Source organism: Methylobacterium thuringiense (genome assembly GCF_022179645.1).
GTDB lineage: Bacteria > Pseudomonadota > Alphaproteobacteria > Rhizobiales > Beijerinckiaceae > Methylobacterium > Methylobacterium thuringiense.
Genome location: NZ_BPRA01000015.1, coordinates 106940 through 125693, shown reverse-complemented (window position 1 = coordinate 125693; position 18754 = coordinate 106940). Strand labels below are relative to the sequence as shown.

At 67.4% G+C, this 18754-nt stretch carries 20 protein-coding genes and 1 tRNA gene; 13 read left to right on the top strand and 8 right to left on the bottom strand.

The features are described from left to right. Positions 1 to 52 precede the first annotated feature (52 nt). Together MFF07_RS16850 and MFF07_RS16845 are read left to right on the top strand one after the other, a co-directional pair. Entirely contained in the window at positions 53 to 1414 is a 1362-nt protein-coding gene (locus MFF07_RS16850; RefSeq protein WP_147819176.1) for a B12-binding domain-containing radical SAM protein, read from the top strand. Then, the gene (locus MFF07_RS16845; RefSeq protein WP_147819174.1) at positions 1411 to 2724 is read left to right on the top strand and encodes a B12-binding domain-containing radical SAM protein; all 1314 of its coding nucleotides are present in this window, start codon (positions 1411 to 1413) and stop codon (positions 2722 to 2724) included. Before MFF07_RS16850 ends, MFF07_RS16845 begins: the two co-directional genes overlap by 4 nt. Before the next feature lie 90 nt (positions 2725 to 2814). On the opposite strand, the gene MFF07_RS16840 is transcribed toward MFF07_RS16845, so the two are convergent. Beyond that, positions 2815 to 2904 (bottom strand) — tRNA-Ser (locus MFF07_RS16840). 253 nt (positions 2905 to 3157) lie between these two features. On the opposite strand from MFF07_RS16840, the gene MFF07_RS16835 reads away from it, so the two are divergent. Then, a complete protein-coding gene (locus tag MFF07_RS16835; protein ID WP_147819172.1) occupies positions 3158 to 3373 on the top strand; it encodes a hypothetical protein in 216 nt (71 codons plus the stop codon). Positions 3374 to 3548: 175 nt separating this feature from the next. Further along, positions 3549 to 3875, top strand: coding sequence for a hypothetical protein (locus MFF07_RS16830; protein ID WP_238232409.1), 327 nt, complete (start codon positions 3549 to 3551; stop codon positions 3873 to 3875). A gap of 101 nt (positions 3876 to 3976) precedes the next feature. Here MFF07_RS16830 and MFF07_RS16825 read toward each other — a convergent pair whose 3' ends face one another. The 4 genes from MFF07_RS16825 to MFF07_RS16810 all read right to left on the bottom strand — a co-directional run bounded on the left by MFF07_RS16825 (position 3977) and on the right by MFF07_RS16810 (position 7850). Continuing rightward, the gene (locus tag MFF07_RS16825) at positions 3977 to 4654 is read right to left on the bottom strand and encodes a MarC family protein (RefSeq protein WP_238232408.1); all 678 of its coding nucleotides are present in this window, start codon (positions 4652 to 4654) and stop codon (positions 3977 to 3979) included. Positions 4655 to 5723: 1069 nt separating this feature from the next. Further along, positions 5724 to 7067, bottom strand: a complete 1344-nt coding sequence (locus MFF07_RS16820; RefSeq protein ID WP_238232407.1) for a PQQ-dependent sugar dehydrogenase — start codon at positions 7065 to 7067, stop codon at positions 5724 to 5726. Between the two features lie 306 nt (positions 7068 to 7373). Then, positions 7374 to 7583: a hypothetical protein gene (locus MFF07_RS16815; RefSeq protein ID WP_147817517.1), complete on the bottom strand. Its 210-nt coding sequence runs from the start codon at positions 7581 to 7583 to the stop codon at positions 7374 to 7376. Between the two features lie 78 nt (positions 7584 to 7661). Then, complete coding sequence (locus tag MFF07_RS16810; protein WP_147817516.1) at positions 7662 to 7850, bottom strand: hypothetical protein; 189 nt, start codon at positions 7848 to 7850, stop codon at positions 7662 to 7664. 193 nt (positions 7851 to 8043) lie between these two features. Here MFF07_RS16810 and MFF07_RS16805 point away from each other — a divergent pair, with 193 nt between their 5' ends. The 3 genes from MFF07_RS16805 to MFF07_RS16795 all read left to right on the top strand — a co-directional run bounded on the left by MFF07_RS16805 (position 8044) and on the right by MFF07_RS16795 (position 10366). Continuing rightward, positions 8044 to 8775, top strand: a complete 732-nt coding sequence (locus tag MFF07_RS16805; protein WP_238232406.1) for a cell wall hydrolase — start codon at positions 8044 to 8046, stop codon at positions 8773 to 8775. A 122-nt stretch (positions 8776 to 8897) separates the two neighbouring features. Next, positions 8898 to 9905 (top strand): lipoyl synthase, encoded by a 1008-nt coding sequence (lipA, locus tag MFF07_RS16800; RefSeq protein ID WP_147817514.1) that lies wholly within the window; start codon positions 8898 to 8900, stop codon positions 9903 to 9905. Beyond that, the gene (locus MFF07_RS16795; protein WP_147817513.1) at positions 9905 to 10366 is read left to right on the top strand and encodes a type II toxin-antitoxin system RatA family toxin; all 462 of its coding nucleotides are present in this window, start codon (positions 9905 to 9907) and stop codon (positions 10364 to 10366) included. Before lipA ends, MFF07_RS16795 begins: the two co-directional genes overlap by 1 nt. 25 nt (positions 10367 to 10391) lie before the next feature. On the opposite strand, the gene MFF07_RS16790 is transcribed toward MFF07_RS16795, so the two are convergent. Both MFF07_RS16790 and MFF07_RS16785 read right to left on the bottom strand, forming a co-directional pair. Further along, positions 10392 to 10607 (bottom strand): hypothetical protein, encoded by a 216-nt coding sequence (locus tag MFF07_RS16790; RefSeq protein ID WP_147817512.1) that lies wholly within the window; start codon positions 10605 to 10607, stop codon positions 10392 to 10394. 177 nt (positions 10608 to 10784) lie between these two features. After that, positions 10785 to 11093: a phosphopantetheine-binding protein gene (locus tag MFF07_RS16785; protein ID WP_147817511.1), complete on the bottom strand. Its 309-nt coding sequence runs from the start codon at positions 11091 to 11093 to the stop codon at positions 10785 to 10787. Between the two features lie 279 nt (positions 11094 to 11372). Between MFF07_RS16785 and MFF07_RS16780 the strand changes: the two genes are divergently transcribed. Genes MFF07_RS16780 through MFF07_RS16755 form a run of 6 tightly spaced genes read left to right on the top strand, consistent with a single transcriptional unit; the run spans position 11373 to position 16910 of the window. Then, positions 11373 to 12575 carry an acyl-CoA dehydrogenase family protein gene (locus MFF07_RS16780; protein WP_238232405.1) on the top strand — a complete coding sequence of 401 codons (1203 nt, stop codon included), beginning with the start codon at positions 11373 to 11375 and terminating at the stop codon, positions 12573 to 12575. A 30-nt stretch (positions 12576 to 12605) separates the two neighbouring features. Then, positions 12606 to 13538, top strand: a complete 933-nt coding sequence (locus tag MFF07_RS16775) for an amino acid--[acyl-carrier-protein] ligase (RefSeq protein ID WP_147817509.1) — start codon at positions 12606 to 12608, stop codon at positions 13536 to 13538. Positions 13539 to 13575: 37 nt separating this feature from the next. Beyond that, positions 13576 to 14550, top strand: a complete 975-nt coding sequence (locus tag MFF07_RS16770; RefSeq protein ID WP_147817508.1) for an alpha/beta hydrolase — start codon at positions 13576 to 13578, stop codon at positions 14548 to 14550. Then, entirely contained in the window at positions 14547 to 14804 is a 258-nt protein-coding gene (locus MFF07_RS16765; RefSeq protein ID WP_147817507.1) for an acyl carrier protein, read from the top strand. Before MFF07_RS16770 ends, MFF07_RS16765 begins: the two co-directional genes overlap by 4 nt. 4 nt (positions 14805 to 14808) lie before the next feature. After that, complete coding sequence (locus tag MFF07_RS16760; protein ID WP_147817506.1) at positions 14809 to 16179, top strand: AMP-binding protein; 1371 nt, start codon at positions 14809 to 14811, stop codon at positions 16177 to 16179. After that, the gene (locus MFF07_RS16755) at positions 16176 to 16910 is read left to right on the top strand and encodes an SDR family NAD(P)-dependent oxidoreductase (RefSeq protein WP_147817505.1); all 735 of its coding nucleotides are present in this window, start codon (positions 16176 to 16178) and stop codon (positions 16908 to 16910) included. Before MFF07_RS16760 ends, MFF07_RS16755 begins: the two co-directional genes overlap by 4 nt. A gap of 18 nt (positions 16911 to 16928) precedes the next feature. Here MFF07_RS16755 and MFF07_RS16750 read toward each other — a convergent pair whose 3' ends face one another. After that, on the bottom strand, positions 16929 to 18455 hold the full coding sequence (locus MFF07_RS16750) for a glucosamine inositolphosphorylceramide transferase family protein (protein ID WP_238232404.1): 1527 nt from the start codon (positions 18453 to 18455) through the stop codon (positions 16929 to 16931). Positions 18456 to 18754: the final 299 nt, after the last annotated feature.

Sequence of the window (18754 nt, the reverse complement as noted above, 5' to 3'; positions counted from 1 at the left end):
TCATCCGCCGCACGAAGACGTAGTGCGCCTGCCAGCTCCCCTCCCGAGTCGCATGTCCCTCCCCACAACCCGCGCACGGCGTGTCGCCCTCGTCTGCCTGACCCCGCGTCCGGATGCGCAGGAACTCGGCCATCTGCGCCTGCCGAGTTTCGGTATCCGGCGCATCCACGCGGCTTTGCTGGGCGACCCCGATCTCGCCGGCCTCCAGGTCGCGCAGATCGACCGCCGCGCCGATGACCTGGAGGGCTATCTCGAGGAGATCCTGGCCTTCGAACCCGACCTCGTCGGCTTCTCGATCTATGTCTGGTCGGCCCCGGCGATGATCGAGGTGGCGCGTCGCCTCCGGCGCCACCGGCCCAGGCTCCCGATCGTGTTCGGCGGACCCTCTGCCCGCTCGGCCTTCTTCGACCTCGAACCCTACGGCCCGGCGCACGGCTACCTCGACGCGGTCGTCGAGGGCGACGGCGAGGAGATCATCCAGGACATCGCGAAGCTGCCGAGCTTCGAGCGCACCGCGTGGGAGAGCGTGCGGGGGCTGACGCTGCCGACGGAAACGGGCTGGTTCCGAACCGAGCGCCGGCCGCAGATCGCATCTCTCGACCGCATCGCCTCGCCCTACGCGCACGGCCTGATGCCGCAGGGCGGGGTCGCCTATCTCGAGACGTTTCGCGGCTGTCCGCTCTCCTGCCGCTTCTGCGAGTGGGGCTCGAAGGAGAACACCAAGGCGGCCTTCTCCGCCGACTACGTCGCGGGCGAGCTCGAGGCGTTCCGCCGACACGAGGCGCCGGCCGTCTTCCTGCTCGATGCAGGGCTCAACCTGAACATCGGCGCGTTCCGCAACCTGCGCATCGCCAACCAGCGCTCGGGCTTCCTCAAGGAGACCCTGTTCTGGGCCGAGATCTACCCCTCCATCGTGCGCGACGAGCACCTCGCCTTCATTGAGGAGATCGGCACCGCCTATCTCGGCGTCGGCATGCAGTCGATGGATCCGGCCGTGCTGCGGCTGCACGACCGGCCCTCGGATTCGCCGCGCTTCGAGGCGGCGGTGCGGGCGCTGGCCGCCGTGACCAACATCGAGTTGCAGATCATCGCCGCCCTGCCGGGCGACACGCCCGAGGGCTTCTTTCGCACCTTGGACTACGCCCTGTCGCTGCCGGCCAACGTCCGGGTCTACCACTGCCTCGTGCTGCCCGACGCGCTGCTGACCCGCAGCCGGCCGGAATGGAACATCCGCTTCGACACTGAGACCATGACGATCCGTTCTTGCGAGGGCTGGAGCGAGGAGGCGGTGGCCCGCACGCGCCAGGAGCTGCGCCGCCGCTCGCTCGCCGCGGGCGGGAAGGCCGGCGAGTTCTGGTGGGCGTTTCCCCGGCGGGAGGAACGCCCCTCCTGGCGGCGGGCCGCAGGGCAATGACGGCCTGCCGATCCGGCCGGCGCGTCGCCCTCGTCGCGCAATATCCCGAGCGCGATCCGGCGATGCCGAGCTTCGTGCCCAATCTCGGCCTGCGCATGGTCGAGGCCTCGGTGCGCGCCGCCGGCTTTCCCGATCTCGCCTGCCGCGTCTGGGACCTCGACGAGGCCGATCCCGCCACGGTCGCCCGCGAGATCGTCGCCTTCGATCCCGACATCGTCGGCTTCTCGGCCTATCTCTGGTCGCTGCCGTTCCTCTGCCGCGTCGCCGCCCTGATCAAGCAGGACGACCCGAGCCGGCTCCTGGTGTTCGGCGGCCCCTCCGCCCGCCCGGTGATGTTCGCGAAGCCACCGTTCTTCGGCTTGCGTGATGCGATCGACGTGCTCGTGATCAACGAGGGCGAGGAAACGTTTCGCGATATCGTTTCCCTCGATGCGCGCACGCCCGAAGCGCTCGGGACGCTGCGCGGCGTCGCGGTCAAGGACGGCCCCGGATGGCGGGAGACGCCAGCCCGGCCGCTCGCCGACCTCGACAGCCTGCCCTCGCCCTACGCCCTGGACCTCGTCCAGCATGGCGGGCTCGGCGTGCTCCAGACCTATCGCGGCTGCCCCTTCACCTGCGCCTTCTGTGAGTGGGGCGTGATGGAATCGCCCAAGCGCGTCCGGGCGGTGGAGCATCTCGACCGGGAATTCGGGGCGATTGCCCGCCACGGGGTCTACGCCGCGCTGCTCGTCGACGCCGGGCTCAACCTCAACCGCAATGCCTTCCTCAACCTCAGGCGCGCGGCGGACGAGAGCGGCTTCTTCGAGAAACACGGGCTGATCTGCGAGGTCTACCCAGCGGCCGTGCGCCAGGAGCACCTGGATTTCCTGGCCTCCGTCAGCGACGCCTATGTCGGCATCGGCCTGCAGAGCTTCGACAACGCCGTGCTGGCCCATGTCGACCGCACCTACGACGAGCGGCGCTTCGACGAGACCTTCGCCAAGCTCGACGCCGTGGCGAGCCTCGCCGTCGAGATCATCCTCGGCCTGCCCGGCGATAGCCCGGAGGCCTTCCGTCGCAATTTCGAGCGCGCCCGCTGTCTGCCCTGCGCGCTGCGCGTCTACCACTGCGTCGTGCTGCCCTCCGGCCTGATGGTGCGCTCCCCGCCCGAGCACCGGCTCGACTACGATCCGGTCTCCCTCAAGATGATCTCCTGCACTGGCTGGAGCGAGGCCGCGCTGCAGACCGAGTGCCGGTTCCTGACCCGGCAGGCCACGATGAACGGCGGCCGCACCGGCGAATTCTTCTGGACGTTCCCGCCACCGCGCTGAACCGCGCAAGGTTCGGTTTTCAAAAGGAAGGGCGCCAACGGAAACGCCCTCACGGGGCGTCCTGGCAGGCAAACTGGAAGCGAAAAACCTTGGCGGAGAGGGGGGGATTCGAACCCCCGATGGGCTTGCACCCATGCCGCATTTCGAGTGCGGTACAATCAACCGCTCTGCCACCTCTCCCACCCCCCGGCCGCCAGCGCGGGCGGGCCTGGATCGGTCGTGGGCACCGCGAACGGGCCGACGACGGGCGGGTGATAGCGGAGGCGTCGGGGTCTGGTCAAGATGATCCGCGCAGCGGCTGTGGCCGGCGGCGGCGGGGTGGCGCGCGGGGGCGAAACGGCGTCATCCACAGGATTGCGGGGAGGGCGTTAACCCCTCGTTAACCACTCTGGCGTGTTCTGGATCCGTTCTCAATGCGAGTCGGAGCGAGACCATGCCCCAGCCCCTGGTGAACCCGAGCGTCCCGGCCTGCCCGGTGGAAGATATCGCCCAGGCCTATCTCGGCACCGTGGGGGGCGATGCGGCCCTGGCCCTGCGCCGGGTGATCGCCGACGCGCTCGCCGACCTCGTGGAGGCCGAGCGCCGGACGCGAGAGACCGGCCGCATGATCTCGCGCGGCTATGTCCGCCGGCCGGCGCTGGCGGTCTGAGAACAGCGGCCCGTCCGGGCAGGCGTGGCGGCGCGCGTTCGCGCCGGCCGGCAGCCCGAAGAGCCGAGGCCCGCGGCTGCCGGCCCGAGGGGAGGGCGCCCGAAACCGGCTCGCTCTGGTGGACGTTGACCCTCCACACGGCGCGGCCTCGGCCGCGCAGGAGGAGATTTTTGGAATGAGACTACTCGCAGGAGCCGTCATCGCCCTGTCGCTGGCTGCGCCGGCCTCGGCGCAGGTCACGTCGGCCACGCCTTCCGGCTCGGGCGCGACCTTGCCGTCGGCGGGCGGCATCGCCGATCCCGGCGGGCTCTCGGCTGGCGGAAGCGGTACGTCCGGCGCGGGGACGGGCGGGGCCGCGTCCAATCCCGGCGGGCTCTCCTTCGGCCGCACGTCCGGAACCGGTGGGGCACCCTCCGGCGCCGGCATCGCGACGGGCTCGACCGGGGTGCAGCCGCCGGACGACACGTATCTGTATCCACTCTATGGGAAGAGTTTTCGGTGAAGGCGGGCGAGGCAGGCGTGAACCCTCGGCCGGAATGGCACGCGACGTTCCGCTGAGCGGGTGAAGCTGCGCGGCAGGCCGCCCAGCGATCCGATACCCCGTCACGATCGGCCCGAGAAGCACCCCTGCGCGCTCAGCGCGTCCAAGACGCCGTTCATCGTGATCTGTACGCCGATGCAGAGCAGGATGAAGGCCGCGAGCCGCGCGATGATCCTGATGCGCGCTTGGCCGAGCAGATCGGTGATCCAGTCGGCCCAGCTGTAGGTGAGGCCGATCGTCAGCGCGATCGCCAGCGCAGCAGCGGAGGTGCCCGTCGCGAAGGCCGCGAACGCGGCACCCCCTGCCGGACGGTTCGATCCGAGCGCGATGGCGACCGCGATGGAGCCGGGCCCCGTCGTCAGCGGCAGCGTTAGGGGAAAGAACGCGATGTCGTCCTGGCCCCGCGCATCCTCGGCTTGGGCCTGCTTCTTGTCATCGTTCTTCTCGGGCGCATTCAGCAAGCGCCAGCAACTGGCCGCAACGACCAGGCCGCCAGCCACGCGCAATGCCGAGATCGAGACGCCGAAGAAGTCGACGACATAGGCGCCGATCCACAGCGACGACATCATGACGATCGCGGCGTAGATCATGACGCGCCGCGCGAGCACGGTGCGTTGCGCGTGGGTCCGATCCCCGGTGATCTGCGCGAGGATCAGCGCACCGCCCAGGGGATTTACGATGGAGAACAACGCTGAGGCGGCCGCCAGAAAGCTCTGCGTCGCCAGGATCCACCACGTCATCGGCAGCTCGGTTCTTTGTGCAGGACCGGACCTCTCGAGGGCCGGTCAACCGCTAGGACAATCGGCCATGGGTGTAGAGGATTGGTCCGAACAGAATGTGGGCTCGGAACTTCGCCTGATAGAGATGCGGACCTCGCAGGACAATTGTGGCGGCAGTCGCCAAGCTGGTTTTTTGGATTTTTTAGCAAAGATAAGACAATTCTCATCACCGAAGATACGTACGATGATTGCCCCTTGTCGAGTGCATGGCCTTTATCGGTAACGAACGAATTTGGCGCGCGTCTCGCAAAAGGACGGTGTCGAAAAAATTCTTAGTTTGGAAGTTCGCGAGCAAAGCCAGTTTTTTGGCGTGACCAGTTTCTAACGACTTTCGCTTATGACGGTAATATTAACGCTTTTTCTTTAGAAACAGAGAAATGGCTTTGTAAGATTTGCCTCTACGACGAATTTTTCAGAACTGAGCGTTACCAATATCAGTCAATAATACGGTTTCCGGTTGATTCCTTCAGCCTACCACGCTCCCGTCCCCGGACGGGTGGGGCGCCAGCGGAACCCCATCCGGGACCCAGCACAAGGACGTCGCGAAGCGTCTAAACGTCTGCGCCGTTCCATTCGAGCCGCAGGCGCGGCCCTTGTTACGCTGGATCCCGGATCACCTTTCGCTCCGCTGCAGGCATCCGGGAAAGGGCCATGAGACCGAACGGATCAACCGGATACGGTATAACATTCTATATGTTGCGCAAATTAATGGAGTTGTTTAAGTATTTGATCTAATAAAGAGAGAAATTATATATTCCATTTTTCTTGAGATTATCGACGCACATTCGGCGGATGAGACCGGCGATATGGAGATGGCGAAAAATTCGCGGCCATCTTCCAGTCCCTACGGAGTCGACTATCTTGAACGATAATCTTCTCAAACTCTCAAGGCCGGACTCTGCTCCACGTCATGCGCCATAGGCAGTTTTACTTTTCTTTTGAGCCGTGTCTGGACAGATCTATTGTCTAAATATTCCTTGAATATCGATAGGTAGCAATCTTTTGCTACCCCGGTCTTTAGGAATGGTTTTTACATCCCCTGCGCCCCAGTCACCCGCCAGACCGCCTTCCCCACATCGTCCGTCACCAGCAAAGCCCCGCTCTTGTCGAGCGTCACGTCCACCGGACGCCCCTGCGCCTTCTCGTCGGCATCCAGAAACCCGGTGAGGGCGTCCACCGGCTGTCCGGAGGGCTTTCCGTCGGCGAAGGGCACGTAGAGCACCTTGTAGCCGCTCTTCGGGCGGCGGTTCCAGGAGCCGTGCTGGGCGACGAAGAGGCCGCTCTTCCAGGCCTGGGGGAGGGACGAGGCCATGCCGAAGGCGATGCCGAGGGAGGCGGTGTGGGTGCCCACCGCGTAGTCCGGCGCGATCGCCTGTGCGACCTTGTCCGGGTTCGCCGGCTGCACACGGGCGTCGGCGTTTGTGCCCCAATAGGCCCAGGGCCAGCCATAGAAGCCGCCCTCCTGCACGTGGGTGATATAGTCTGGCACGAGGTCGCTGCCGATCTCGTCGCGCTCGTTCACGGCGGTCCAGAGCGCGCCGGTCTGCGGCTCGAGGGCGAGGCCGTTCGGGTTGCGCAGGCCGGTGGCGTATTCGCGAAAATCCTTCGCAGCGATATCGTAGACGTAGATTGCGGCGCGGCCCTTTTCCTTGTCGAGGCCGTTCTCGCCGACATTTGAGTTCGAGCCCACCGTGACGAAGAGCTTTTGGCCGTCGGCGCTGGCGATGACGTTCTTGGTCCAGTGGTGGTTGATGCCGGACGGCAGGTCGACGACCTTTTCCGGCGTCGCCGTGATCTCGGTCTGGCCCTCCGTGTAGGGCACCTTCACCAGCGCGTCGGCATTGGCGACGTAGAGGTCGCCGCCCACTAGCGCCATGCCGAAGGGCGAATGCAGGCCTTTGAGGAAGTCGTGGCGCTCCTCGGCCTTGCCGTCGCCGTCCTTGTCGCGGAGCAGGGTGATCTTGTCCGGGCTCGGCACGCCGGCCCCGGCCATGCTCTTCACCTTGTCGGCCACCCAGTCGGCGATGCCGGTGGAGGGGTCGTCGGTCCTCGACTTGTTCGCCTCGGCGACCAGCAGGTCGCCGTTCGGCAGCGTCACAACCCAGCGCGGATGGGTGAGGCCGGTGGCGAAGGCGGCGACCGCGAGCCCTTGCGCCGCTTGCGGCTTGGCGCCGTCCTGCCAACCGGCGACGCGGGCGATGTTCACCGTCGGCATCAGGGTGGGGTTCGGCGGCGGCAGGGTCGGGCTGGCGCCGGTGCCGGCGGCGAATGCCAGGGTGGCGCTCTCGGGGAAGAGGACGAACTCGTAGAACGCGACCCCGCCGGCCAATGCCACCACGAGGGCCGCGAGGCCGATCTTCGATCCTGTCCGCATCGGGGTCCGCACTCGTTCCGGATATCGCGCGGCGCATCGGGGCGGCGCCGCGGGGTTCAACGCCGGAAAGGGGCGTGGGTTCGCGGGAGGTGGGAATTGGTTGGCGGGGGAGGGGGGACGGTTCCGGCGCCATAATCCTGCAACTACACACGCTCCTCATGCCGAGGCGCGAGCGTCGAAGCATGGCTGACGGGGGTGCAACCGTCGCGCCGCGTGGGCCTTGGATCGGCGGCGGCTGTGCTACGAGGCCGCCGCGCGGCGCCTCAGCCTGAGGGGCGTTCGAGGTGCCAGCAGCGCTGGAATGCGTCAGGCCGCGACGGCCGGAGGGGAGGCATCGGTCTTGGGCTCGTCGGCGCCGGGGTGGCGTCGGCTGGAATAATAGAGGCCGATGGCGTTCCAGAAGGCGTCGCGCACGTCGGGCGTGAATTTTTCGAGGGAGGCCTCCAGCGCGGCCCGGCCCGACTGGGACGCCTCGTCGCGAAGAATGTCGTCCGTCGGCAAAGTGAGTTCCGGCATAGGGCGACCCTTTCGCGATGCGGCATTTCGAGATGCTTTGCCGCGACATTCAACGCCCGGGCGGCGTAGTTCGATCCCTCACCGCAGGCGGCCGAGCCCGATCAGCAGGAGGGTCACCGGCAGGGACAGGATGAAGGCGATGGCGATCGCCTGTTCCGCTGGCGTGGCGGTGCCGTCGCCCACCGCCACGCCCTGGGCCGAGAGGGCGGGGCCGGTGGCGGCGAGGCCGACCGCGAGGCTCGTCCAGGGGCCGGATCCACGCGGCATGACCGTTCTCCCGAGGTTGGCAACCCACGGTAACGCGTGAGTGACATCGATGTCACATCGCCGGGAGAAGCGTGGCCATTCCCCCGATAGGGTTTCCGAAACCCTTTACGCCTAAGCTTTCCGCAAGCGATCCTGGGGCTCTGACGGCAGAGTCGTTCCCCGGGACGGCGAAACCAGACACGCGGGAGGTCGCATGCGCCGGAACCAGAGCACCCTGATCGGCAGCCTCCTGCTCGTGAGCGTCGCCGGCTCCGGCCTCGGCGGTTGCGGGGTGCTCCCGGCAGGCGGCGAGATGACCACCGGGTCGGTGGCGCAGAACGCCAAGGTCGTGCAGACCCCGACCCGCGCCGACCGCGAGTGCCTCGCCCGCGCCATGTACTTCGAATCCAACCGCACCGACGAAGAGGGCATGCTCGCCGTCGGCACCGTGGTGATGAACCGCCTCGATTCGCCGAAATATCCCGGCAGCGTCTGCGAGGTGGTCGGCCAGAAGCGCCAGTTCGCCAACGGCGTGCTCTCGAAGCCCGTGCGCGACCAGGACCGCGGACGGATCGAGAAGGTTGCCGACCTGCTGCTCGCCGGCGAGCGCCACAAGGATGTCGGCCCGGCGCTGCACTTCCACACCGCGGGCTACACGTTCCCCTATACCAACATGCACTACGTCGCGCTCGCCGGCGGCAACCAGTTCTACGAGAAAACCGACCGCGAGGGCTATCTGCCGGCGGTCCTGCCGCACGCCGTCGTCCAGACCGCTTCGGGCAAGCTCGTGCCGATCCAGATGGCGACGCTGCTCGACACGCCCGATTCGTTCGCCACCGGCACCCCGCGTCCGCGCATGCCGTCCATCCAGGCGACCCAGGTGGCCTACGGCCTAACCCTGCCGCAGGGCGTGCCGACCCGGTACAGCTCGGCTCCGGCCCGGTAGCCGCCACGGCGCGCATCGCGGTGTTCGCCATGTCGATCCATGGCAGGTTTGCGGTGGGGCCCTCGGCGTCCTAGATCAGGACTCGGGTCGAAGCCCGCCCGCGCCCTCCAGCACGGACCACCATGGCCGTCGTCCTCGATCTCCTGAACCAAGACAGCCGGCCGAAAAGCGCCGTCGCCGCCCGTCCGCGCCACCCCGAGAAGGCGCACCGGCCCGACAACCCGATCCAGCGCAAGCCCGACTGGATCCGCGTGAAGGCACCCGGCTCGAAGGCCTGGGCGGAAACGAACCGGATTGTCCGCGAGAACGGACTCGTCACCGTCTGCGAGGAGGCGGGCTGCCCTAATATCGGCGAGTGCTGGGAGAAGCGGCACGCCACCTTCATGATCATGGGCGACACCTGCACGCGGGCCTGCGCCTTCTGCAACGTGAAAACCGGCCTGCCGCAGCATGGGCTCGACGCGGCCGAGCCGGCGAAGGTCGCCGACGCGGTGGCCAAGCTCGGACTGAACCACGTGGTGGTCACCTCGGTCGACCGCGACGACCTCGCCGACGGCGGTGCGGCGCATTTCGCGCAGACCATCGCGGCGATCCGCAGGGCCAGCCCCGGCACCACCATCGAGATCCTGACACCGGACTTTCTGAGGAAGCCGGGCGCGCTGGAGTGCGTGGTCGAGGCCCGGCCCGATGTGTTCAACCACAATCTCGAAACCGTGCCGGGCAAGTACGTCACCGTGCGGCCGGGTGCGCGCTACTTCCATTCCGTGCACCTGCTGCAGCGGGTGAAGGAGCTCGATCCGACGATCTTCACCAAATCCGGCATCATGGTCGGCCTCGGCGAGGAGCGGAACGAAGTCGTTCAGTTGATGGACGATTTACGCTCGGCCGACGTCGACTTCCTGACGATCGGGCAGTATCTGCAGCCGACGTCGAAGCATCACGCCGTGATCCGCTTCGTGCCGCCGGACGAGTTCAAGAGCCTCGAGACCACCGCCTATTCCAAGGGTTTCCTGCTGGTTTCGGCGACCCCGCTAACGCGCTCGTCGCACCACGCCGGCGAGGATTTTTCGCGGCTTAAGGTGGCACGGCTGGCGAAACTCGGCCTGACACGCGAGACCGCGACCGCCTGATGCCGTCCTTCCGCATTACCCGCCACGTGCGGCACTCGGCCCAGCAGATGTACGACCTCGTGGCCGACGTCGAGCGCTATCCCGAATTCCTGCCGCTTTGCGAGTCGCTGCGTGTCCTGCGCCGGCAGGACGACGCGCAGGGCAACCCCGTGCTCGTCGCCGAGATGGGCGTCGGCTACAAGGCGATCCGCGAGCGCTTCACCACCCGCGTCGGCCTCGACCGGGACAACCTGAAGATCACCGCCGAGTATATCGACGGCCCCTTCCGCCATCTCGAGAACCGTTGGGCCTTCAAAGACGCATCGGACGGCGGATGCGACATCGATTTCTTCATCACCTACGAGTTCAAGAGCTTTGCCCTCGGGCTTCTGATGGGAAAAATGTTCGATCGCGCCTTCCGCAAGTTCACGGATGCCTTCGAAGCCCGCGCCAACGTCGTCTATGGCCGGGCGGCTGCTTGAGACTCAACGGTCTCCGGCCTCTGGGCTACGCCAGCGGCGTGATCGAGGCGACGGTTTCGGGATCTCGCACGTAGCGTTCGGGGAGGCACGAGAGCATGTCCTTGATCGAAAATTCGGTCCAAGCCCATGTAACGTCGTGCCGATGGAACGCGTCGGCGCCGGTAGCCAAGACGCTCACGCCGCCCCGCGAGAGCGTCTCACCGACGTATGTTCCGGATGCGATGCTGCGGGCAGCGAGCATGCTCTCGCTGTTGGCTTAGAGCCGTACCCAACCCGATTGCATCGGGTCGGCGTCTCTAAGCCTTTGTTGTGACGCGCTTTCTTTCGACCAACCGGCAACCACTTGGTCGGAAAGCGCTCTAGCTACCAAAAAACTCGAGAAGACCCTGCGAGGTACAAAAGCCCGTCACAGATAGTATCAAGCTACGATATGTACCTGGGCGGGTGCCCTCGTCATGTCTGCCGGCGCGCTCACGACGCTGATCATCCTTGCGATCGAACCGATCGAATAGAAATTCTTCGGGTTCAGATGTGATGCCGGGATCATGATGTCGAACTCAGCTTCGACGGCGACCATGAGATTGACGAGATCGAGCGACGACAGGCCGACGTCGACCAATGCATCCTCCGGTGCGAAGTCCCGATCTTGCGCTTCCTGTGCCAGGATCGCCTTGGCAAGGCTCATCGTCCGGTCCGTGTAGTCTGAGAGAACCGTTTCGATGCTCATATCGGCTCATCCATCTCGACCCGCAGGCGTCAGCGCGGGCTGCATTTTGCGGAAAATTGTTCGGGTTCCATAGTGATACTGACCTATCGATGGTCAATGAAGCCGGCGGGAAGTTCCGTATATATCGTTAATTTTAAGCATACTCGCTGTACGTATTTTTCGCGACTGAGAGAAATTCAGTCTTAAGCCCTATATCCTATTGGTCCACTTGAGAGCCGGCCGAACGTCCAGGCTCGATGGCCGGGTCGTGGCCGGGCCGAAGTACTTTCGAGGGTGACCATGACGATCCAGCAAGGAGCGAACGCGACTGGTCCGGCGACGACGGCCGCCGACCTGCAGGCGCGGGCACAGGCCGTGGCCGCCATCGCCGCCGCCCATGCCGATTCGGTCGACAGCGCGGGGCGCTTCCCCGCCGAGGCGCGCGAGGCGATGCGGACGCACCGCCTCCTCGGCGCGGCGATCCCGATCGAATTCGGTGGGGAGGGTGCCTCGATCCGGGCGCTTGCCGACGTCTGCTACACCCTCGGACGCGCCTGCGCCTCCACCGCAATGATCTTCGCGATGCACCAGACCAAGGTGGCCTGCCTCGTGCGCCACGGCCGTGGGAACGACTGGCAGAACGGTGTGATGCGCCGCATCGCCCATGACCAGCTGCTGATGGCCTCGTCCACGACGGAGGGCAACAACGGCGGCAACGTTCGCTCGTCCGCGGCTGCCGTTGAGGTGGATGACGACGGCGTGCGCCTCGACCGCGCCGCCACGGTGATCTCGTACGGCGCCGAAGCCGACGGCATCGTGACCGTCGCGCGCCGGGCCGTCGACGCCGCATCGTCCGATCAGGTCCTCTGCGTGTTCCTGAAGGAGGACTACACGCTGGAGCGTCTGAGCGGCTGGGAAACGCTGGGCATGCGCGGCACCTGCAGCAGCGGCTTCCGTCTCCTCGCTCAGGGGGGCGCCGAGCAGGTGCTGAAGGCTCGCTACGCCGACATCCATGGCCAGACCATGACGCCGGTCTCGCACATCCTGTGGTCGAGCGCCTGGACGGGAATCGCCGCGGCGGCCGTCGAAAAGGCGCAGGCCTTCACCCGTACCGCCATGCGCGGGGCCGGCGGCGTCGCTCCGCCGGGCGTCCTCCATTACGGCCGCGCCGTCTCGGGTCTGAAGCAGGCCCGCGCGCTGATCGGCCAGAGCCTCGACCGGTTCGAGGCCGCCGGCAGCGATCCCGCCGCGCTCTCGGCCATGGATTTCCAGACGGCCATCACGATGCTCAAGGTCGAGGTCTCGGAACTCGCCGTCTCCACCGTGATGAGCGCGATGCGCGCCAACGGCCTCGCCGGCTATCGGCAGGACGGCGCCTTCGCCATCGGCCGCCACCTGCGGGACGTGCTCTCGGCGCCGATCATGATCCACAACGACCGGATCGTCGCCAACCTCACGACGGCAACCCTCATGGCCCCCGTGGCTGCATCGCTGCGCGACTGAGCGCTTCCCCTCTCGCAAGGATCGACGACGATGAACATGAACGTCACCATCGCTCCGGCGGCGCCCCCCGCGACGGACCCGCTCGACGCGCTCTTCGACACGATGTTCCGCCCCATGGACGCGCAGGGCGTCTATGCGCGGACCGGCGCATACGAATCGGTGGTGGAGGCGCTGGCCGCGCTGATCACGTCGAAGCGCGAGGCGGACACGGAGGTGTTCCGGTTTCCCCCGGTGATGAGCCGCGCGCATCTTGAGCGGCACGGCTACCTCAAGAGCTTCCCGAACCTGCTCGGCTGCGTCTCCTGCCTCGAAGGCAGCGAGTCGGAAATCCTGGCCCAGGCCGGCCTCCACGAGAAGGGCGGCGACTGGACCAGCGGCCTGGAGACCGCCGACCTCGTGCTGACGCCGGCCGCCTGCTACCCGGTCTATCCGATCGCGGCCGCGCGCGGACCCGTTCCCGCGGCCGGCTACCGCTTCGATGTCGCCTGCGACTGCTTCCGTCGCGAGCCGTCGCCGCATCTTGACCGGCTGCAATCCTTCCGGATGCGTGAATACGTCACCATCGGCACGCCCGAGCAGGTCGCCGAGTTCCGCGAGCGCTGGATCGTGCGCGCCACGGCGCTCGCCGACGACCTCGGTCTCCCCTACACCGTCGAGCAGGCGAGCGACCCGTTCTTCGGCCGGCTCGGCCAGATCAAGGCCTTCAGCCAACTCGAAGCGGCGCTGAAGTTCGAGCTGCTCATCCCGCTCCGGGGCCAGGCGGCCGGCACGGCCTGCATGAGTTTCAATTATCACCGCGAGCATTTCGGCACGACCTGGGATCTGCGCCACGCCGACGGCGAGCCGGCCCATACCGGCTGCGTCGCCTTCGGCATGGACCGGCTCGCGGTGGCGATGTTCGCCACGCACGGTGCCGCGATCGCCGGCTGGCCGCAGAGCGTGCGCAGCGCGCTGTCACTCTGACACGACGCGAAAAGGCCGCTCGATCGCAGGAAGCGTGATGTCCCTCGACCCGTATGTCAGGCGGTTTCTCGATACGCTGGCCATGAGCGGACCGAACGCACCGACCATCGCCGCACGCCGGCAGGGTCAGCGCGTTCTGGCCCGCCTCGCCGGCCTGGAACCGCACCCGGTCCTCGTCGAGGAGCGGGTGCTGCCGATCCCGTCCGGCCCCTGCGCAGCACGGCTCTATGCGCTGGCCGATGCGGCTGAAAGCGGTCCCGGCCTCGTCTTCTTCCACGGTGGCGGCTTCGTCTCGGGCGACCTCGACACGCACGACACGCTCTGCCGCCGCCTGGCGATCGCGACCGGTTGCCGTGTCGTCTCCGTCGCCTACCGGCTCGCGCCTGAGCATCCCTTTCCGGCCGCGATCGAGGATGCGGTCGCGGCGTTCGTCCACATCGCAGGCGACGCCGCCGCATTCGGCATCGACCCCACCCGTCTCGCGGTCGGCGGCGATTCCGCCGGGGCCGGACTTGCGGCACGGGTCTGCCAGCAACTGCGCGGCCACGGCCCGGCCATCGCGGCGCAACTGCTGCTATGCCCGGTGCTCGACCTGCGTTGCGGGAGCGCGGCGCAGGGGGCGTTCGCGACGGGCTACATGCTCGACGCGCAGACCATGCGCCACGACATCGCGGCCAACGGCGTGGCGCACATGACCGACGATCCGAGCGTCTCGCCGCTCCTAGAACCGGATCTTGCAGGCCTGCCGCCGGCCCATATCCACACGGCCGCCTTCGACATCGTCCGCGACGACGGCGCGGCCTATGCCGAGCGCCTCGCCGAGGCCGGCGTGCCGGTCGCCTACACCTGCCACGCGGGCATGATCCATTTCTTCTACGGGCTCGGCCGCCTGATCCCGGCGGCACAGCCGATCCTCACCGAGATCGGCGCCGCGTTCGGCGGCCTCCTGCGCGGCTTTCCTGCCGTGCAGCCCGACATCGTCCATCCCGAGCATCTGCGGAGAGCATCATGACCATGCGTTCGACCATCGTCGCCGAGATCGAGGCCATCACCCGCGACCACGACAAGACCATGCCGCCGCTCACCGACGACATGGTGCTGATGGACACCGAGTTCGACTCGCTCTGCTTCGCGTTGCTCGTTGCCCGGATGGAGGACCATCTCGGCGTCGACCCGTTCGGCACCATGGAGGTCGCCGACCTGCCCGTGACGCTCGGCGACCTCGTGGCCCTCTACGACCGCGCCGCCGTGGCGAACGCGGCCTGAGCCGATGAACCTCCGCGAGCGCCTGACCCGCGCGGGCACGCCCGACGGCCTGTTCCTCGCGGACAGGTCCGGCCGCAGGCTCCTGCGCGATACCATCGATGCGCCGGGTCGCGCCGACATCGCCGAGCAGCTCGCCGGGCGCTCGGTCCTGGTCGCCACGGGCGGCCAGATGGCGGCGGCTCTCGCGATGATCGCCCTCGACGGGCTGGTGCGCCGGATGGTGCTCGCGCCGCCCGGCATGAGCACCGAGCAGGTACCGGGCGTGGTCGCCGCCGCCGAGATCGATCTCTGCGTCACCGATGCCGGCTGCCCGTTCCGGGCCGCGCTCGAGGGCCTGCCGTGCATCGAAGCCGCCGACGCGGCCCTGGCCGCCCCGCCGGACGTGCTGCAGCCGACCGAGTGGGTCCTGACGACCTCGGGCACAACCGGCGCGCCGAAGCTTGTCGCGCACACCCTCGAAGGCCTGGCGGGCGGCATCAATACGGCGGCCGCGCCCGATCCCGGCACGGTCTGGAGCACATTCTACGACATCCGTCGCTACGGCGGCCTGCAGGTCTTCCTGCGGGCTGTCCTCGGGCCGTCACCGCTGGTGCTGTCGGATCCCGATGAGCCCGTGCGCGAATTCATCCTGCGGGCGGCGGCGGCCGGCGTCAGCCACATCCTCGGCACGCCGTCGCACTGGCGGCTGGCGATGATGAGCACGGCGCTTCCGCACCTGTCGGCGCGCTACGTGCGGCTGTCGGGGGAGATCGCAGACCAGACGATTCTGGACCTGCTCCGCGGCGCCTTCCCGGAGGCGCGGATCGCGCATGCCTATGCCTCCACCGAAGGCGGCGTCGGCTTCACCGTCGAGGATGGCCGGGAGGGCTTTCCGGCTGGCCTCGTCGGCACGCGGACCGGCATCGAGATCGTGGTGCGCGACGACACGCTCCACATTCGCTCGAACCGTACCGGACGGCGCTATCTCGGTGAGGGCGCGGCGCCGCTGGCGGATGCGGAGGCGTTCGTCGACACCGGCGATCTCGTCGAGCGGCGCAACGATCGCTTCTTCTTCCTCGGCCGGCGCAGCGGCATGATCAATGTCGGCGGCGCCAAGGTGCAGCCCGAAGAGGTCGAGACGGTCATCAACGGCCATCCCCGCGTGTCGATGTCCCGCGTCCGCGCCCGGCCGAACCCGATCCTCGGCGCGGTCGTCGAAGCCGAGATCGTTCTCCGCAGCGATGCCGCCGACGAAGCCGATCCCGCCGCGCTGAAAAGCGCGATCATTGCCCATTGCCGCCCGCATCTGGCCAAGCACAAGGTCCCGGTCAGCGTGAAATTCGTTCCCGATCTGCCGCTCACCGCCGGCGGAAAGCTCCTGCGGAGGGCGCCATGAGCGAGCCTCGCACCGTCATCGTCACCGGAGCGAGCCGCGGTATCGGGCTCGCCATCGCAAGCACGCTCGCGGCCGAGGGGTTTCGCGTGGTCGCCGTGGCTCGGCGCTCCTCGGAGGCGTTCGAGGCTGCGGCCACGGCGGCTCCCGCCGGATCGATGCATTTCATGGCCTGCGACCTCGGACGGACCGATGCGCTTCAGCCGCTCGTGCGCAGCGTTCGCGTCGAGCACGGCCCGATCTACGGTCTCGTCAACAACGCGGCGATCGGCACGCCGGGCCTCCTCGCGACGATGCCCGACCACGCGGTGTCGGACCTCGTGCACCTCAATACCCTCGCGCCGATGTTGCTCACCAAATACGTCGTGCGCGGCATGATGGCCTCCGGCAGCGGACGCATCGTGAACGTGAGCTCGATCATCGCCTTCACCGGCTACAACGCGCTCTCGGTCTACGCCGCCACGAAGGCCTCCATGATCGGCTTCACGCGCTCGCTGTCGCGCGAGGTCGGCCGCCTTGGGGTGACCGTGAACGCGGTGGCTCCGGGCTTCATCGAGACGGCTCTGACCGAGGGCATGGACGAGTCCGAGCGCGAGCGAATCGCGAAACGCAGCGCCCTGCGCCGCCTGGCCGATCCGGACGATGTGGCGAACGCCGTCGCCTACCTGGTCTCGGACAAGGCCCGCAACGTCACCGGCACCGTTCTCACGGTGGATGCCGGAAGCACGGCCTGACCGGCCGACGCCCGGACGTCAGGTCAGGCGCGGAAGGAGCCCCAGGGCCGGAAACCGCGGCACGCGGGCCGACCCGTCGATGAACTCGAACCCGCCGGCCGTGTTCAGGGTGTGAATCCGGGAGCCGGGCCAGAGCGGGCCGGCCTCGATCCGCGACAGGAAGCTCTGCGCGAAGCCGCCGTCGTCGAGCCGGTCGATGCGCATCAGCCTGAGCGCCGCGCCGTAGCCGCGGCTGCAATCCTGGACGGGACGGATGATCCGGCCGTCGCGCACCACGACGCGGCCCGCCGGCCGGGCCGAGGCGATGTCGATGAGGACTGGATTCGCCTTGTGCGGGATCCACGGCCCGCGAAAATCCGGTGCGCTCCACAGGTGGAGCGCGTCCGAGTAAGAGCCGTGACCGAGGGGAGCCGTCGTCGGCACTCCGCGCACGGTGGCGAGGATCCACCAGCGGCCTTCATGCTCGAACAGCGTCGGATCGCTCGCCGCCACTCCGGAGACGAGAGTCGCGTGCTTGATCCAGCCGCTGGGAAAATCCGTGGCGCGGTACAGGTCGATCGTTCCGGCGGCACAGGATTCGGGCACCATCCAGACCGCGCCGTCCCGCTCGAAGACGAACGGGTAGGACAGGTGGTGAGGCGTCTCGAGGACCGGTACAGGGATGCCGACCGGTCCGGCCTCGTCGAAGGCGACGACCGAGATTACGCCCTTGGCCGTCGCATGCGGAAAGTCTTCGACGAAGAGCCAGCAGCGACCCTCATGCACGATCGGAAACGGGTCGGCGTAGAAGCGCCGCCCGTCGTCGGGCAACTCGCGCCAGCCGGATTCGGGGTGCTCCCCCAGCGCTAGGAGATCGGGCCCGTCGAGCCTGCGCCAGCCCGTACGCCAGTGTGGCGAGCGGTAGCCGAGACGGTAGAGCCGCTGGAGCGTGTTGCGTGCCGCGATCCGTAAGGCTCGCCGGCCGAGATCCGCGGTCGTCAGATGGGTCCTGGCAGCAGGCTCCTGCGGCATGGTCGAAATGGCGGTCGCCCCGCCGTCGAAGGCGGCAGCGATCATGGTCACCGTGCGCGCGAGCCCGTCTTCGAACATCGTCTGCACGACGCCGCGCACTTCGGTACCCAGGCGCGCCTCGCAGATCGTGCAACCATCCTCGGTCAGGCTCGCGAGCGGCACGCGGCCGGCGAGCAGGCTGGTGAGGAGCGCCACTTCGCCGGGCTGACCATTATATGCCAGACGCCAGACGCGGGTCTCGCCGGCCTCGACGACGTCGCCGCACAGGTCGACGACGAGGTCGGGCGTTTGGCCTGTCGGGCGCGGCCACGCAGCCGTGGCCGTGTCGTCGAGCGGTGCGGCGGGACCGTTCCGCGGCAAGCCGTGGAACAAGGCCTCGATCCGAAACAGCCTGTCCGCGTGATGCGGCCAGTCGTCGGAGCCGGGGGGGGCGTCGACCTCGATCCGGCAGTCGGGGCGCCGAGCGAGGCTGTCGATCAACGCAGCGTGCCAGAACCGCGGGCGTCGCCCGTCGAGCCGAAGTCTCACAAGCACGGGGCGTCCTGTATCGTTGTCGGGGTCCGCCCCATCGGTGATCTCACGCTCTCGGTGCAACGTTGGGTTCTCGGACGGCGATCTGGTTCTCAGCCTGTTGCTGACAGCTCTCGAAATGATTTGATAACCACGCAAAGCGATTTCTGAAGAGAATGCCTCGCATCGCCATGGCACAGAGACGTTCTACTACAAGTTTTTCAGTAAAATTTTCCTTGATGACCCGTACTTTTGGACAAAATCGCCGTTAGATTCAGGATCGCTACGATCGATTAGGTATTAGCGGTCTAAATTCTCGACGA